The organism is Streptomyces violaceus (assembly GCF_036014075.1).
In the GTDB taxonomy this organism is placed as follows: Bacteria; Actinomycetota; Actinomycetes; order Streptomycetales; family Streptomycetaceae; genus Streptomyces; species Streptomyces violaceus.
On the sequence record NZ_CP107911.1, the window covers coordinates 7,953,912 to 7,969,650 of the forward strand.

The window sequence follows — 15,739 nt, forward strand, 5'->3', positions numbered from 1 at the left end:
TCTGCGGGTTCGCGGGGGCTGGTCGCGCAGTCCCCCGCGTCCCTATGGGGCACGTGTTGGGGGAGGCATGGCCATCGCACAGGCGGCCGAGTTCCTGGCCACCTGGGAGAGCGGGGTGGCCCAGGCGTCGGCCGGGCGTTCCCTGTTGCTGCACGGGGCCGCCCGGCCCGATCTGGGCGGCGACCGGCAGGCCCTGCTGGCGTTGCCGGTGGGGGAGCGCGAGGCGGACCTGTTCGCCCTGCGCCGGGCCCTGTTCGGCGAGCGCATGCAGGTGCGTCTGGAGTGCGCGGCGTGCGGCGCGGACATGGAGTTCGAGCTGGACGCCGGGGAGTTCGGCCGCACCCTGGCCGACCGCGGCGATCCGCTGGTGCGGGTCGCCGAGGACGGCTGGGAGGTCGAGTTCCGGGTGCCCGGCGTCGCCGACCTGACGGCGGCGGCCCGGGACGCCGACCCGCGGCGGGCCCTGCTGGCCCGCTGCCTCGTCACCGCCGTACGCGACGGGCAGCCCGTGTCCGCGGACACGCTGCCCGTCGCCGTACAGCGGCGGATCGCCGAGGCGGCCCAGGCCGCTGATCCGGGGGCCGACGTCACGCTCACCATCGCCTGCCCCGAATGCGGGGAGCCCACCCGGGCCGAGCTGGACATCGCCTCCTACCTGTGGACCGAACTGGACGCCTGGGCCCGGGACCTTCTGCTCGACGTCCATCTGCTCGCCACCGCGTACGGCTGGAGCGAGCCGGAGATCCTGGCGCTCAGCCCGATGCGGCGCCGTTACTACCTGGAGCTGTGTGCGGATGTCTGACTCCACCTCGGAAGGGCGGCCGGAGCCCGACTTCCTCGACCGGCTGCTCGCCCGGCACGCGGCGCCCGCCGCGCAGCGCTCAGGCGTTGTGCGCGTACGGCCGCGGCTGGCCGGTCCGTTCGAACGCGTCGAGGCGGTACGGGCCGCCGCACCGGACCCGGACGGTACCGGGCCGCTGTGGCCCGTCGCCGCCCCGGCCCCTGTCGCCCGGCCGGACGGGACGCGCCCTGCGGCCCGCGAGGTCGTCCGTACGGAAAGGGAGCGGACCGTCGTACGGACCGAGCCCGTCCCCGCACCCGACGAGCCCGCAGTTCGTCCGGCCCGGCCGGCCGAGTCCGAAGGGCCGCTGCTGCGTCCCGTCACACCCACGGGCCCCGTGCTGCGGCCGGCCCCCGACACCGCGCGCCGCGCGGCGGGCCGGGGCCGTACCGAGCGGGCGGCCCCCACGAACGCGGTGTCCGTGCCGACCCCCCCTGGTGCGGACACCGCTTCCCCCGCCGCCGTGTCCGCCCCGCTGCTCCCCAGCGCGGCGGACACGGCGGCCGCACGGGACGCTGTCCGGCAGGCCGCGGCCCGCCGTGCGGGGCGCCCGGCCGAGCAGGTGGTGCAGGTGCAGATCGGGCGGCTGGAGGTCACCGCGGGCGGGGCGCCGCAGGGCGGTGGCGACAGGCCCCGGCCACGGGACACGGAGCGCCCCCGGGCCACGGTCAGCCTGGCGGACTATCTGGCCAGGGGGCGCGAGTGAGTGAGCCGCGACGGCACGGCAGCCGTACGACGAGAAGGACCAGTACGAGGAGAGGGACCGAGGAACCGACGCCATGAGCAACGCACTTGCCCTCGCCCACGTCACCCAGGCCCTCGCCCTGCTGATCGAGGCCAACCTTCCGCCGGACATCGACATCGCGGTGAAGGTCGAGCCGCGCAAGCCGCCGGCCGACCCGCCTCTCGAGCCGACCATCACCGTGTTCCTGTACCAGGTCACGCCCAACACCTCGCAGCGCAACAACGACCTGCCGGCCCGGGCGTCCGACGGGACGCTGGTCCGGCGGCCGGCCGCCGCGCTCGACCTGCACTACCTGATCAGCGCGTACGGCGAGGAGGCGGAACTGGTCGGGCAGCGACTGATCGGCTCGGTCGTGCGCACCCTGCACGAGATACCCGTACTGCCCCGGGACATCATTGAACTCGCCGGTCAGCGACCGCACTTGAGCGGGAGCGACCTGGCCGAGGCGGTGCAGCGGGTGCGGTTCACGCCGACGGTGATGGACGTCGACGAGACGTCCAAGCTGTGGGGGATGCTCCACCAGACGCCGTACACGCTGTCGGTCGTCTACCAGGCCGTACTGGTCCTCATCGACGGGCGCGAGACACCGGTACCGGCGAAGCCGGTGGAGCGGCCGGAGGTGCGGGTGCTGCCGTTCGGGGCGCAGGGCGCTCCGGAGCCGCCGACCGTGGGGGAGCGGCCCGGTGCTGTTCCGGACACGGGCGGCGGGACGCCCTCGCAGGACGGTGCGGACTCTTCCCCGAAGGGGGCCGCGGAGTCTTCCGGCGTGCCTACGAAGGCCGTCGCCAGGACAGCGGCGAAGGCGCCCGCGAGGGCGGCCCGGGGCCGCAAGCCGGCGCAGCCGGCCAGGGCCGCGAAGAAGACGGCCACCAAGTCGGCCAAGTCCCCGCAGACCCGGCCGGCGACGGAGAACACGGACGGCGACGAGGACACGGAGAACTGAGGCACATGGGAGCGACGGGGGCAGGTGAGGACATGGGAGCGCACGGCACGGCCGAGGCGGGGGCGACGGCTGCCGCCGCGCTGGACGCCGGCACGACGCTGACGGCCGAGATCCGGCGTGTCCTGGCCCGCGTCGACGCTCATGCGGGTCGGGCCGTGGGAGAGGAGCTCGGTGGCACGGCCTCGGGTCGCGGCTCGGGGCAGGACTCCGGCGGTCCGGGTGTGGGTCGCGCCACGGGTACAGGTTCTGGCGGCACAGCAGCGCAGCGCGCCTCGCGGGACCCCGACGGCCCCACCGCGCGGGACCGCGTCGGTACATCGCCCGGCGCCGGGCAGGTCCCTGAGGCCGCCGCCGACGGCCCCGGTATCGTCCCCCTCGACGCCCTGGTCACCTGCTTCGGGCTCACCGTCTTCGAGCGTGACCTCGTGCTGCTCGCCGCCGCGCAGGAGCTGGAGCCGACGACCGGCGCCCGCTGTGCCGCCGCGAGTGGGGATCCGGAGCGGGCGTACCCGACGTTCTCGCTCGCCCTGGCCGCCCTCGACGAACCGCACTGGAGCGCGCTGCCGCCCGTTTCGCCGCTGCGTCGCTGGCGGATCGTGGAGCTGGACGACACGTCGCGGCTGACGACCTCCCGGCTCCGGCTCGACGAACGCATCCTGCACTTCCTGCTCGGCTCGCCCTACCTGGACGACCGGCTGCACGGTCAGCTGCGCCGCACGCCGGTGCCCGACCGGCTGCCGCCGTCGTACGACCTCGCCGCGAGCGGGGTCGCGGCCGGCTGGACGGACGGCGCCCGCCCCGACGCGCCGTTGCTCGTCGAACTGGTCGGCGGCGACCTGCGCAGCCGTGCCGACATCGCCGCAGCGGCCGCGGCGCGTGCCGGGCTCGGGCTGTACGCGCTGAGTGCCGAGGACATCCCCGTCGACCCCGCCGAGCGCGATCGGTTCGCCCGGCTGTGGCAGCGCGAGGCGATCCTGCTGCCCGCCGCGCTGCTCCTGGAGTTCGGCGAGCCGGACCGGGATCAGCAGGCGGCCACGGAGGCGTTCCTGGCGGGAGCCGCCGTACCCGTCGTCGTGTCGAGCGCCGACCCCCGCCGCACGGACCGCCCGCACGGTACCCGGGTGAGCGTGCCGCACCTGGACGACGAGGAGCAACTGGCCCTGTGGACAGACGCGTTCGAAGACGTGGCCGACCTGGAGCAGACCGAACTGCGGTCCCTGATCGCCCAGTTCAAGCTGCCGCCGCACGTCGTACGGTCCGCCGCCGCCACCGTACGCCGTGAACTGCCCCACGAGGACGAGCTCGACGCCGCCGGCCTGGCCTGGCGGGCTGGTATGGACGAGGCCCGGGTCGGCATGGACGAACTCGGCCGCCGTATCGAACCGCAGGCCGGCTGGAGCGACCTCGTGCTGCACGAGCGGCAGACCGGCGTGCTGCGGGAGATCGTCGCGCATGTGCGCCAGCGCGCCATGGTCCACCAGGAGTGGGGCTTCGCGGCGACCCTGCGCCGTGGCCTGGGCGTCACCGCGCTCTTCGCGGGCGGCTCCGGCACCGGTAAGACCCTGGCCGCCGAGGTGATGGCGAAGGAACTCGGCCTCGACCTGTTCGTCATCGACCTCTCGCAGGTCGTCAGCAAGTACATCGGCGAGACCGAGAAGAACCTCCGCCGCGTCTTCGACGCCGCCGAACGCGGGGGCGCGCTCCTTCTCTTCGACGAGGCCGACGCCCTGTTCGGCAAGCGCAGCGAGGTCAAGGACAGCCACGACCGGTACGCCAACCTCGAGGTCAGCTACCTGCTGATGCGGATGGAGGCCTACCGCGGCCTCGCCATCCTCACCACCAACATGAAGAAGGCCCTGGACAACGCCTTCCTGCGGCGCATCCGCTTCGTCGTCGACTTCCCCTTCCCGGCCGAGCACGAACGCGCCGAGATCTGGCGCCGCGTGCTGCCGCCGCAAGCGCCGGTGAAGGACATCGACCCGCAGCTGCTCGCGCAGCTGACCGTGGCGGGCGGCTCGATCCGCAACATCGCCCTGTCCGGGGCGTTCCTCGCAGCCGAGGAGGGCGAGGCGCTCCAGATGCGGCACATGCTCGCGGGAGCGCGAACCGAATACCTCAAGCTGGAACGCTCCTTGACGCCGACGGAGGTCCGCGGATGGGTGTGACACGGACGGGTGTGACCCAGCCGGCGGGTGTGACGCAGACCGGTGCGACGCGGGCGCCGCGCGAGATCCGCGTCGAGATAGGCGAGCTGGTCCTCGACGGCTTCCGCGCGGACCCCGACCGGGTCTCGGCAGCCTTCGAGGACGAGCTGACCCGGCTGGTCCGCGAGCGCGGCGTGCCCGCCGACGGCCCCTGGACGGCCGATGTCCTGTCGGGCCTGCCACCGCTGCCCGCCGGTCTGTCCGCACGCCGCCTCGGGCAGGAACTGGCCCGCGCGGTCCACGAAGGCCTGTGCGGTCGCGGGGAGGTGACGTCATGAGCAACTCCCCGGCCCAGGACAGCCGTTCCGAGCAGTCCGCCGAGCAGCGCCGCCGCAAGCGCAAGGAGCGTGTGGCCAAGTCTCGTGCCCCCGAGCCGAAGGACATCGTCAGCGGCGCCGGTCAGCCCCTCGACCTTGGCGTACGAAGGGAGCTGGAGGAGCGCCTCGGGCACGACCTGAGCCGCGTACGCCTGCACACCGGACGGGACGCCGGTCAGCTGGCGGACCTGCTCGGCGCGGACGCGGTCGCCGTCGGCCAGGACATCTTCTTCGGCGAGGGGGCGTACCGGCCGGGCACGGACGAGGGCCGCCGCCTGCTCGCCCACGAACTCCTGCACACCGTCCAGAACCCGCACGGCCTCGGCACGCTGCGCGCGGGCCGCGACCTGGGCGCGGTGAGCCTGCCGCAGCAGGCGATCGAGCGGGAGGCCGAGTCGGCCGCGCAGGAGCTGGTCCGGGACCCGGAACAAGGCCCGGACGCGGCCTCGGACCTCGACCAGGCACAGGCCACCCCCGGCTGGCTCCGCTACGCCACCGTCGACGCCGATCGCCGCCGCACGGAGCAACTGGACCCCGCGACCCTCGTCGACCGCCTCGCCAACGGCCTCCTGCGTTCCCTGCGCGGCGACCCGGAGGACCGGTCGGGCCGGGTCCGCATCCAACTGGCCCGTATGGCACCCGAGGTGCAGGACAGCGTCCTGGACCGGCTGGAACTGCGGCTGCCCGGGCCCGTCGTCGACCGGCTGCTGGAGGGCGTGGAGGAGACGGAACGGGCAGGGCCGCTGCCGATGGATGCCGCGGCGGCTCCGCTGGCTGTCCCCGGTGCGGCGGAGGAGATCGAGGAGGAGCGCGCCCGCGAGGACTCCGAGGCCGATCCCGCCCCCGGACAGGACCTACGGCCGAACGAGCCCGGCAAGCCCGGCGGGAAACCGCAGGACGGCCGGTCCGGTCCCGGTGGCGAACAGGAAGAGGACGCCGAGAACCAGGACGGAGGATCCGCCTCCGGCGACGCCGACCAGGAGAACGCCCAGGGCGGGGCGGGCTCGGCCGGGCGGCAGCAGGAGGGCTCCGAGGACGAGCGGGAGCGTTCGCAGGACCAGCAGGAGGACAAGGACGCCTCCGGCCGGGATGCCGAGAAAGACGCCGCCGACGAACGCAAGGACGCCTCGGACACCGAACGCGACCAGCAGGACCAGGACAAGCAGGACGAGCGCGAAGCCGAGGAGGACCAGGGCGGACCCGAGGACGAGGCCGCCCAGGAGCCCGAGAAGCAGGCCGGGGAGCAGTCGCGGCGCGAGGACGAGGGCGCGTCCGAGGCGACCCGCCGCCAGGCCCCTGCCCCGGGCACCGTAGACCGCAGCGGCGCCGAGCCCGGCGAGAAGTCCCGGACCGGCGGGGACACCGGAACGGCCCGTGCGGTGGGCGACCCGGAGAACGAACAGGACGCGGACGACGAGCCGTTGGGGCTCGTTCATGAGTCCGAGCAGGACGAAGCTGACGAGGACGCTCGGACGGACGAGGCGCCGGGCGGCGGGGAGGCGCCCCCCTCGGAGGCCGACCTCCTCGGGCTCACCGACGCGGCGAAGAACGCGAGCCTCGTCGAGGAACGGGAGAAGGGCACGGCTCCACGGCCCCCGCTGCCGTCCACGGACGTCGCCTCGGTGTCGGACGGGGCGCAGCAGGACGAGCGGTCCGGGACCGCTCAGGACGCTCCGTCGTCCGCGGAGACGGCGGCGGATGACGACGTCCCGGACACTGTCACCTTCGGGCCGGACTCCGGGCAGCAGACCGATCACTCCGGAATCGGTGGTGGCCTCGGTACGGCGTCTCCCGGTGCGGCCTCGACGGCGGACGCCGCCGGGGCGGACCGGGACCGGGAGCAGTCGGACGAACGCAAGGAGGACGCCGAGGCCGCGCGGCGCGACGAGGAGGCCAGGGCCTCGGACGCCGCTGCGAGCGGGGCGGCCGCGGGGCCGGGGGAGACCGCCGCGCCGGACCAGTTGGCCAAGGCGGGCGAGGACGCCCGTGCGCAGGGCCCCGGTTCGGCCTCGGGCACCGGCGCTGAGAAGGGCGGCGGCGAGAGCCAGGCTCAGAGCGCCAAGAAGCCGGAAGCAGGAGCTCCCGACCGCAGTGGCGGCAAGGAGGCCGACTCCGGGGTCGAGAAGGGCAAGGACAAGCAGGCCGACAAGCCCGAGGCCGGCTCGGCGAACGGTCAGCGTGAGACCGCTGGGGACCAGGGGGAGACGGCTCCCGCACCCGAAACGTCACCCGGCGGCGGCCAGGGGGCTACCGAAGGCAAGGGTCCGGCCACCACTCCCGGCCCGGAGAGCGGCCCGGACAAGGTCTCCACCCCGGGACCCGCGAGCGCGCCCAAACTGGCACCGGGCAACGGGCCTTCGCCCATGGCCGCAGGACCGGAAGCGAAGACCAACACCCCCAAAGCCGCCGAGTCCCCGGGATCCGGCGGAGCATCGGGCGGTTCCACGGGCTCGCGCTCCCGCCCGGCGGGCAGCAAGCGCCAGGCGGCACGAAAGGCCGCGAAGACCGCGTCGCGCCGGGGCGGCGGCGGAGGCGGCGGCCGCAAGTCCCCGGCCTCGGCACCCGTCCGCTCCGGCGGCCGCCCCTCCGCATCCGGCGGCTCCAAGGCGAACCCCAAGGCCAAGAAGCAGGCCCCGCCCCCGGACGTCTCCAACGCCACCCCTGAGTCCGGACTGTCGACGGCCGCGGGGCTCAAGCCGCACCAGGCCCTGGAGACGCTCAAGGGCGTCGACAGCGCGGTCGGCCGCTCGGTCGACAAGGAGCGCACCACCCTGCGCAAGGCGCCGCCTCAGATGCAGCGGCCCTCCGGCTCCCCGCGCACGGTCCCTGGCGGCCCGCGGGCGGCGGCCCCGGGCACGTACACGAACGCCAAGGTCGCGCGCACGGACGCGGCTCAGGGCAAGACACCCGAGATCAGCGGCGAACAGAAACCGGAAGGCGAGGTTCCGGGCGCGAACGTGCCGGAGCCGAGCTGGTGGGACATCGCCGTCACCATCGGCGCCCAGCTGTTCGGCAAGCTGCTGAAGGAGATCCTTCCACTCGACGACCTGATCGACTCCATCCTGGGGCTGCCGACCAAGGACGAGGGGCTGAAGAACGCCCGCGTGGGCGACGCCCCGAGGCTTCCGCTGGAGAACGACTCGGACCCGCAGCGCACTGACGAGCAGGGCCGGAAGCTCGACGAGCGGAAGGACGAACTGCACCAGTCGGGACGTGACGACGCGGCCCGCCCGATGGGCGAGGACCAGATCTATCCCGACGTGCCCAAGGAGACCCTGACCGGCAAGGTGGCCGGGGGGAAGAAGACCGCGAAGGCCGGCGGCGCACGGTCGGTGTCCGGCGGCGGTGTGCCGATCGAGTCGGCCTCCGCGGTCGCCGAGCACGACCGGGGCCCGCAGATCCAGGCGGGCTTCTCCCAGGGCCGCCAGAAGATGGGCGAGGAGCGGCAGACCAAGGACAAGAAGGCCGCCGACGACCGCAAGCAGCACGACCGGGACCTCCAGAAGGAGGTCTCCGCCAGCGGCAAGAAGCAGTCGGACGCCCGCGACAAGGGCCGTTCCGACATCGCCGATTCACGAGACCAGTGGCGCAAGGAACAGGACGACAAGGTCTCGGAGATCGACGACAAGAAGGGCAAGAAGTACGACAAGGTCCGCGACGACATCAAGAAGAAGGAGGAGGACACCGACAAGGACGTCGACAAGCGGACCGAGGACGACAACAAGAAGATCGACGACGAGCAGACCAACGCCGAGAAGGAGGCGGAGAAGAAACAGGAGGACGGCAAGGACGACGCCGACAACTGGCTCGAAGAGGCCATCGAGAAGCTGAAGGAGTTCTTCGAGAAGCTCAAGAACGCCATCAAGAGCGTCTTCGAGAAGGCCCGTCAGGTCGTCACCGACCTCATCGACAAGTTCAAGCAGCAGGTCTTCAAGCTCATCGACGACGCCCGCAACTGGGTCATCGACCAGATCAACACCTTCGCCGACGCGCTGATCGCCCTCGGCGACGACCTTCTCGCCGACTACCCGGCGATGCGCGACAAGTGGCGCAACACCATCGACGGCGCGCGCGACTGGGCCGTGCAGAAGGTCAACGAGGCGGCCGACGCGCTGAAGGAGGTCGCCGGAAAGCTCCTCGACGGCCTGTGCGGCGCGCTCCTGGCGGGCCTCGACGTACTGGAAGGCGGCCTGCTGGCAGCGGTCGACATCGCCGAGACGGCCACCGTCGGCGCGCTGGAGTTCGGTGCCGCCGCGGTCGCCGCGCTCGGCGAGTGGGCGGCCATCTTCAACGACATCGTCTCCGACCCGGGCGACTGGATCAGCAAGGCCGGTGCCGCCGCGGAGACGGGCGCCAAGGAACACCTCTTCGAGGAGACCAAGGCTGCCGTCAAGGCCTGGTTCAACCAGAAGGTCCAGGAAATCATCGGCATCCCGATGGAGGACTTCCAGGAGCTGATCTCCGGCGGAGTCACCGTCGAGCAGATGGCACAGATGGCCTGGGACGAGGCAGTGCCCCAACTGCCCGTCATCATCGGCGTGCTGGTCGTGGAGAAGGTCGTCGCCAAGCTCATCCCCGGCGCGGGCTGGGTCGCGGCCATCATCGACGCCCTCCAGATCGCGTGGGGAGCGCTGAGTGAAATCCTGGCTGCCTTCGGCCTGTTCATGGACTTCCTGAAGTCGGTCAAGAGCGGCAACGGCGCCCTGCCCTTCGCGAAGGCGGTCGCCGCGGGTGTCGTGGCCCTGCTGGAACTGATCTACGAGTTCCTCATCGAGGGCGTCAGCCGCTTCATGGGCAAGGTGGCCGAACGACTCGGCGACATGCTCAAGAACCTCCGCAAGGAGAACAAGCCGGGCCCGTCCGATGCCCCGGCCCCGCCGAGCGCCCCCACCAAGCCCAAGGACGAGAACCCGGCACCGACCGAGGACCGAACCCCGGCTCCGGACCGCCCGGCGGACCGCACGGACGACAGGCCGACTGACCGCCCGTCGGCGCCGCGCAAGCCGTCCCGGGACAAGACCTCCCGCCCACCGTCGAAGCCCCGCCCCGGAAAGCGCTCCACTCCGGAGAAGAAGCCTCGCCCTGCCCACACCACCCGCCCGAAGAAGCGCCGCGACGACGACGAACGTCGCGAGGATGGCCGCGATGTGAACGCGGCCAGGCGCCGAGCACGGGACGCCGAGCGCAGGATGCGTGACGGCGACAGGGACGAGCGCGGCCGCGGGGCCGACCGCCGCGGCCCGGCCCGGGTCACGCTCCGCGACCGGCACCGTCCCGGCGCCGACCGGAGGGACGGCCGTGACCGTGACGCCCGCGACACGCGCCCCGATGACCGCCGTACGGACGACAGGCGACGCCCCGACGAGCGCCGCCGGGACACCGACAGCACGCCCGACCTCCGCTCGCGGGACCGGGACCGTCAGTCCGGTGACCGGCCTCGCCGCAGCCCGCTCCGGCGCGCCCGCCAGACGGTCAAGGCGGCCGTCAACCGCGCCCGCCGGGCGGCGCGCAAGCTCTACGGGAAGGCCCGCCGCCGGCTCGGCAACCGTCTGAACGACCGGCTGCGCCGGCTGCGAGACCAGTGGCGGCGCCGACGCGACCGGGACCGCACGCGTGACAGGGACGGTAACCGGCGCCGTGACAACGACAGGCGGCGGGAGGAGACCAGGCAGCAGCAGGCGCCGCCGCTTCCCCGGGTGCGGTTCCGTATGACCAATGGCGAGGTGCACACCTTGCTGTTCAACGGCCGTACGCAGAGCGCCGACCTCGTGGTGCGCAGTGTGCAGCAGGCGATGAGCGCGTTCTTCGCCGACTGGCAGTCGGACATCGCGACGATGCCCGCAGGTACCGAGAAGAACGCCCAGACGACCGCCGTCAACAAGGCGGACGCGCTGGCTCAGAACGTCGACGGAATGCAGAACAGCATGTCGCCCCGCTACACGACCGCGAACTACGGCAGCCGTCCGATCCCCACCAACATCCGGTCCTGGCAGTACAAGCGGCTCCAGGCGGCGATGGTCAAACTCGCCCGCCTCCTCGAAGAACGCGACACGAACAACAACAACGACATTCCTCCCGTGGTGTTCCCGCCGTTCGTGGACAACGTACGGGCACGGAACTTCAAGGCCTACTACCTGCAACAGGGCATTCCGAAGGGGCAGCCGGCAGGCTTGCACAACAAGAAACCACCCAACCCCGTGGGGTGGAGCCAAGCCCTTTCTCAGAAGCCGAACAATTTCGTCAAGATGCACCTTCTGCCCTTCAAGCTGGGCGGCCTGGCCTCCGGCTCGAATCTCGTACCGGCGCCGGGCGACATCAACACACGATTCCACTTCGGCGTCGAAGACGAAGCGAACACGGCGAGGTCGGCGGCGGGGAAGGCGATCTGGTACACCGTCCGGGTCAAGTTCCGCAGCAATCCGCACGAGTTCTTCCCGGAGAACGTCATGACCAGGTGGAACTACCACTACAAGTCCGGGAACACGTGGAAGGAAAGGCCGCCGATCACGGCGCCGAAGCACCGCTATACCGAGGACATTCCGTTGCCGAAGTTCATCGAAGTGAACCGGCAGAGCGAAGAGGACCGCATGTTCTCGAAATACTTCAAGGCATCCACCAAGATGGCCGCGGAGATCAGGAAGCTGTCCCGCCAGCGGCGGTTCCGAAACGTCGGCGATCTCACCACGCGGCTGGAGAAACACCTGAAGGCGACCAGCAGCCCGTTGCAGAGCGAGTTCAGCACGGTCAAGGCGGAGATCCGCGCACGGCACATTGAAGGACTGATCTCCTACTGACCACGGCACGGCACCACGCCTGACGAACGGAGCTACCCCATGACCGACCTGAACCCCGCCGAACGACGACTGCGGCTGATGATGAGCGAACTGCGAGAGGTGTCCGCATTCGAGGTGGACGACGCCCTGCCCGGAGCCGTCGACCCCGCGTGCGAGGACGTCGGCGCGGCATTCGCCGACATCACGGTGTCCACGGGTATCTCCCTGGACAGCACGCTCAAGGACTGTTTCGTTCGTTTCGACCGGTGCTCGGCCAGTTGGAGCATGGAAGATTCGGAGAACAGCCTCTCCGGAGAGTTCTGCATTACGCACCTGCCCGCCGTGGTCGCCACCGAGGCGCCGCCCACGGCGACGGAGCTCATGACCCAGGACGAACGGCAGCGGTACGCGGAGTTCAGGGTGCTGGACGATCACCCGGTGAGCGGGACGGGCGCCTTCGCGGCGCTGCGCTTGAACCCGGAGACCCCCACCCCGGAGGTCTGGTACCACGACTTCCACTACAACCTGGGCGGCTTCCGGATGGCCCTCGACTACTGCCGTTATCTGGACGCCCTCACGCTCACCAAGGGGACGTTCGGCTGGCAGTTCCTGTTCTGCGACGTCTCCTTCGCGGACGACGACTTCGTGGGTCTGGGGGACGAGCTGGGAGAAATGCTCGACGTCTTCCCGCGCCTCTTCCCCGACCACGACTACACGGACCTGCGGGCCCGCCTCCAGGAGCGACTGTGACCCGCTACGCCGACATCCCCAAACCCATCCGCTCCGGCATCGTCGTCGTCAACCCCGACACCGGCGCCCCGCAGCGCATCATCGTGCTGCAGTTCAACCCGGACACCCTCGAACGCAGCGTGAGCCCCCAGTCGGCCGGTGACAGTGGGGACGCGGGAGGCGGCGGCACCGGGAGTGGGGACCGGAACGAGGCGCTGCGGCTCAAGGGCCCCGCGCAGGAGACCTGGAAGTTCACCGCCGAGATTGACGCGACGGATCAGTTCGAGGTCGCGGCGCCCGACGGGATTCATCCTCAGCTCGCCACGCTGGAGATGCTCGTACAGCCGACCACCGCGCAGCTGCGTGCCGCCAGCCGGCTGTCGCAGAAGGGTGCCATCGAGATCAGCCCGATCGAGATGCCGCTGACGCTGTTCACCTGGGGGAGCAAGCGGGTCATGCCGGTGCGGTTGACGGAGCTGTCCGTGAACGAGTCCGCCTTCGACGTGAACCTCAATCCCATCCGCGCCTCCCTCAGCATCGGCATGAAGATCCTCACCGTCAGCGATCTGCCCGCCGGGCATCGCGGTGCCGATCTCTACCTCGCGCATCTCGCACAGAAGGAGCGGCTGGCCGCCTCCGCCCGGGGCGGCAGCCTCGGCGCGCTGGGGCTCGGCGGCGGCATCGGGGCAGTGGCGAGCGCATCGATCAGGAGGGGCTGAACCACACCATGGCCGACATCGAACCGTACGAGAGCGCCCTTGACGCCATACCCGGGGCTCATCCCTATCCGCGCACCAGCCGGTACCACGACGCCGAGATCGGGGTGCACCGCCGCCCCGACGGGAGCGAAGTCCGGTACACCAAGCGGCGGTTGCTGCCGCCCCTCGAGGACGACGGCCACCAGGAGACCCACCCCCACGTCGTCGGGGCCGGGGAGCGGCCCGACCTGCTCGCCCAGCGGTACTTCGGCGACCCGGGGCAGTGGTGGCAGATCGCCGATGCCAACCCCGTGCTCGATCCACGCGAGTTGACCGACGAGGCCGGGCGGATCATCGGCATACCGATCGCCGGCGGCTTCCCGCAGGGGGACCGGCGTGTTTGACCTGCCCGTGGGGCAGGGCCCCGTGCACATCACCCTCCTCATGGGGCCCAAGCTCGCCCGCCCCGTCCCCGCCGAGGTCACCGAGGCCCTGCTCTCCGCGCAGATCACCGCCACCGCGGGCGAGCGCAGCGGTTTCCAGCTCGCCTTCGACCTCACCAAGAACGGCATCATCAGCCGTCGGCTGCTGCCCGAGGGGTTCTTCGATCCGAAGACCCGGCTGATCGTGACCGTCAACGTGCGGGGCACGGCCGCCGTGCTGTTCGACGGGCTGGTCGTGCGGCAGGAGGTCGGTGCCAGCAACCGGCCCGGCCACTCCACCCTCACCATCACCGGCGAGGACCTCACCCTGCTGATGGACCTGGAGGAGCGCACCGCCCGCTACCCCAACCTGCCGCCCTCCGAGCGGGCCCTGGCCATCCTGCGCCGCTACTCCGACTACGGCATCCGGCCCGACGTCTACACCGAGAAGGTCGCCCAGCCCCCGCACCAGGACCTGCGGGTGCACTACCAGACCGGCACCGACCTCCAGTACGTCACCGAGCTCGCCCGCGCCAACGGCTACACCTTCTACCTGGAGCCTGGCCCCAACCCGGGCCAGTCCTCCGCCCGTTGGGGCCCCGAGGTCCGGCTCGGCATCCGCCAGCACGCCCTCAACGTCAACATGGACGCCCAGTCCACCGTCGACCAGATGACGTTCGCCTACGACGGGACCGCGAGGGAAGAGCCGCAGGCACGCTGGCAGGACCCCGGCACCAGGCAGTCCACCCTGCTGCCGCAACCGCCGATCAGCCCGCTGCGGCCGCCCCTCGGCAGGCGCCCCACCCCGGCCCTGAAGCGCAAGACGCTGTCCGGCACCGCCAAGCAGCAGCGCGAGCAGGCCGAGGCCGAACTGCTCGCCCGCGCGGCCGTCTCCGCCGACGTCGTCTCCGGTTCCGGCTCCCTCGACGTCAACCGGCACGGCTACATCCTCCAGCCGCGCCAGCTCGTCGGCGTACGGGGCGCCGGACGCGCCTACGACGGCGACTACTACGTCAAGTCCGTCACGCACAACCTGCGGCCGGGCTCGTACCAGCAGAACTTCACCCTCTCCCGGGAGGGCCTCGAAGCCCGCAGCGACTACGTCCGGCCGTAACCGCACCACCCACGACCACCAACCAGGAGCACCTCCACCATGGCGGCACCCAGCAATCGCTACCTCGGCAAATTCCGCGGCCGGGTCGTCGACAACAACGACCCGCTGCGCATCGGCCGCGTCACCGTCGAGGTCCCGGACGTGCTCGGCGACGAGCCGTCGACCTGGGCGCTGCCCTGCCTGCCGTTCACCGGACCGGAATCCGGGCAGTTCGTGGTGCCGCCCCCCGGCGCGGGTGTGTGGGTGGAGTTCGAGCAGGGGGATCCCAGCTTCCCGGTGTGGACGGGGTGCTGGTACGGCGCCGCCGAGGAGCTGCCGCCCGACGCGCGCCGTGAGCTCCAGGCGAACTCGCCGAGCAAGCCGGTCGTCGTGCAGACACCCCAGGCGCACAAGCTCGTCATGAACGACACGCCGGGCGCCGAGCAGGGGATCCTCCTGCAGGCCCAGGGCGGCGCCTACATCCGCATCACCAAGGAGGCCGTGGTCATCGCGACCGGCGCGGGTGCCGAGGTCGTGCTGCGCGGACGTGAAGTGACGATCAACGAGGGCCAGTTGACCGTGCTCTCGAAGCGATAGACGACGGGGGATCCAGCAAGTGACAGGAACGACCAGAAGACTTCTCGACGCCGGCACCGTGCTCGGCTGCCCGCACGGCGGGCGCGTCACCGCGGCCACCCCGCCCTCCGGCGGCGTCCGCGTCGCGGGTGCCGCCGTCGCCACGGCCGCGCACTCCTACGTGGTCACCGGCTGCCCGCACACCGTCGACCGGGTGCCCTCGCCGTGCGTCACGGTCCGCTGGACCGCCGACACCACCGGCATCACGGTCGACGGCGCGCCCGTGCTGCTCGACACCTCCGCGGCCCAGTGCTTCAGCGCGGCCTTCGTCCCGCAGGGGCCGCCCGTCGTCCAGGCCGCGCAGCGAAAGGTCACCGTCCGATGAGTTCGACGAGCCC

At 71.8% G+C, this 15,739-nt stretch carries 12 protein-coding genes; all 12 read left to right on the plus strand.

All coding sequences use genetic code 11. The features are described 5' to 3' along the window. Positions 1 to 67: 67 nt before the first annotated feature. The 12 genes from OG542_RS35875 to OG542_RS35930 all read left to right on the plus strand — a co-directional run bounded on the left by OG542_RS35875 (position 68) and on the right by OG542_RS35930 (position 15,726). Positions 68 to 802 carry a T4 family baseplate hub assembly chaperone gene (locus tag OG542_RS35875; RefSeq protein ID WP_328416395.1) on the plus strand — a complete coding sequence of 245 codons (735 nt, stop codon included), beginning with the start codon at positions 68 to 70 and terminating at the stop codon, positions 800 to 802. Then, complete coding sequence (locus tag OG542_RS35880; protein ID WP_328416397.1) at positions 795 to 1,547, plus strand: hypothetical protein; 753 nt, start codon at positions 795 to 797, stop codon at positions 1,545 to 1,547. Before OG542_RS35875 ends, OG542_RS35880 begins: the two co-directional genes overlap by 8 nt. 73 nt (positions 1,548 to 1,620) lie before the next feature. Next, positions 1,621 to 2,529 (plus strand): DUF4255 domain-containing protein, encoded by a 909-nt coding sequence (locus OG542_RS35885; RefSeq protein ID WP_328416399.1) that lies wholly within the window; start codon positions 1,621 to 1,623, stop codon positions 2,527 to 2,529. 32 nt (positions 2,530 to 2,561) lie between these two features. Next, complete coding sequence (locus OG542_RS35890) at positions 2,562 to 4,694, plus strand: ATP-binding protein (protein ID WP_328416401.1); 2,133 nt, start codon at positions 2,562 to 2,564, stop codon at positions 4,692 to 4,694. Continuing rightward, positions 4,685 to 5,011: a hypothetical protein gene (locus OG542_RS35895; protein ID WP_328416403.1), complete on the plus strand. Its 327-nt coding sequence runs from the start codon at positions 4,685 to 4,687 to the stop codon at positions 5,009 to 5,011. The genes OG542_RS35890 and OG542_RS35895 overlap by 10 nt, the downstream gene beginning before the upstream one ends. Further along, on the plus strand, positions 5,008 to 11,844 hold the full coding sequence (locus tag OG542_RS35900; protein ID WP_328416405.1) for an eCIS core domain-containing protein: 6,837 nt from the start codon (positions 5,008 to 5,010) through the stop codon (positions 11,842 to 11,844). Before OG542_RS35895 ends, OG542_RS35900 begins: the two co-directional genes overlap by 4 nt. 39 nt (positions 11,845 to 11,883) lie before the next feature. Further along, entirely contained in the window at positions 11,884 to 12,573 is a 690-nt protein-coding gene (locus OG542_RS35905; RefSeq protein WP_328416407.1) for a hypothetical protein, read from the plus strand. Further along, a complete protein-coding gene (locus tag OG542_RS35910; protein WP_328416409.1) occupies positions 12,570 to 13,271 on the plus strand; it encodes a hypothetical protein in 702 nt (233 codons plus the stop codon). The genes OG542_RS35905 and OG542_RS35910 overlap by 4 nt, the downstream gene beginning before the upstream one ends. An 8-nt stretch (positions 13,272 to 13,279) precedes the next feature. After that, the gene (locus OG542_RS35915; RefSeq protein ID WP_328416411.1) at positions 13,280 to 13,654 is read left to right on the plus strand and encodes a hypothetical protein; all 375 of its coding nucleotides are present in this window, start codon (positions 13,280 to 13,282) and stop codon (positions 13,652 to 13,654) included. Beyond that, the gene (locus OG542_RS35920) at positions 13,647 to 14,786 is read left to right on the plus strand and encodes a hypothetical protein (RefSeq protein ID WP_328416413.1); all 1,140 of its coding nucleotides are present in this window, start codon (positions 13,647 to 13,649) and stop codon (positions 14,784 to 14,786) included. Before OG542_RS35915 ends, OG542_RS35920 begins: the two co-directional genes overlap by 8 nt. A 39-nt stretch (positions 14,787 to 14,825) precedes the next feature. Further along, positions 14,826 to 15,362 (plus strand): phage baseplate assembly protein V, encoded by a 537-nt coding sequence (locus tag OG542_RS35925; RefSeq protein WP_193483451.1) that lies wholly within the window; start codon positions 14,826 to 14,828, stop codon positions 15,360 to 15,362. A gap of 19 nt (positions 15,363 to 15,381) precedes the next feature. Further along, on the plus strand, positions 15,382 to 15,726 hold the full coding sequence (locus OG542_RS35930) for a hypothetical protein (RefSeq protein ID WP_184595013.1): 345 nt from the start codon (positions 15,382 to 15,384) through the stop codon (positions 15,724 to 15,726). Positions 15,727 to 15,739 lie beyond the last annotated feature (13 nt).

Bases quoted from the DNA above. Each gene is read 5' to 3' on its own strand.
- OG542_RS35875 (WP_328416395.1), top strand. From the start codon at position 68: ATGGCCATCGCACAGGCGGCCGAGTTCCTGGCCACCTGGGAGAGCGGG.
- OG542_RS35880 (WP_328416397.1), top strand. From the start codon at position 795: ATGTCTGACTCCACCTCGGAAGGGCGGCCGGAGCCCGACTTCCTCGAC.
- OG542_RS35885 (WP_328416399.1), top strand. From the start codon at position 1,621: ATGAGCAACGCACTTGCCCTCGCCCACGTCACCCAGGCCCTCGCCCTG.
- OG542_RS35890 (WP_328416401.1), top strand. From the start codon at position 2,562: ATGGGAGCGCACGGCACGGCCGAGGCGGGGGCGACGGCTGCCGCCGCG.
- OG542_RS35895 (WP_328416403.1), top strand. From the start codon at position 4,685: ATGGGTGTGACACGGACGGGTGTGACCCAGCCGGCGGGTGTGACGCAG.
- OG542_RS35900 (WP_328416405.1), top strand. From the start codon at position 5,008: ATGAGCAACTCCCCGGCCCAGGACAGCCGTTCCGAGCAGTCCGCCGAG.
- OG542_RS35905 (WP_328416407.1), top strand. From the start codon at position 11,884: ATGACCGACCTGAACCCCGCCGAACGACGACTGCGGCTGATGATGAGC.
- OG542_RS35915 (WP_328416411.1), top strand. From the start codon at position 13,280: ATGGCCGACATCGAACCGTACGAGAGCGCCCTTGACGCCATACCCGGG.
- OG542_RS35925 (WP_193483451.1), top strand. From the start codon at position 14,826: ATGGCGGCACCCAGCAATCGCTACCTCGGCAAATTCCGCGGCCGGGTC.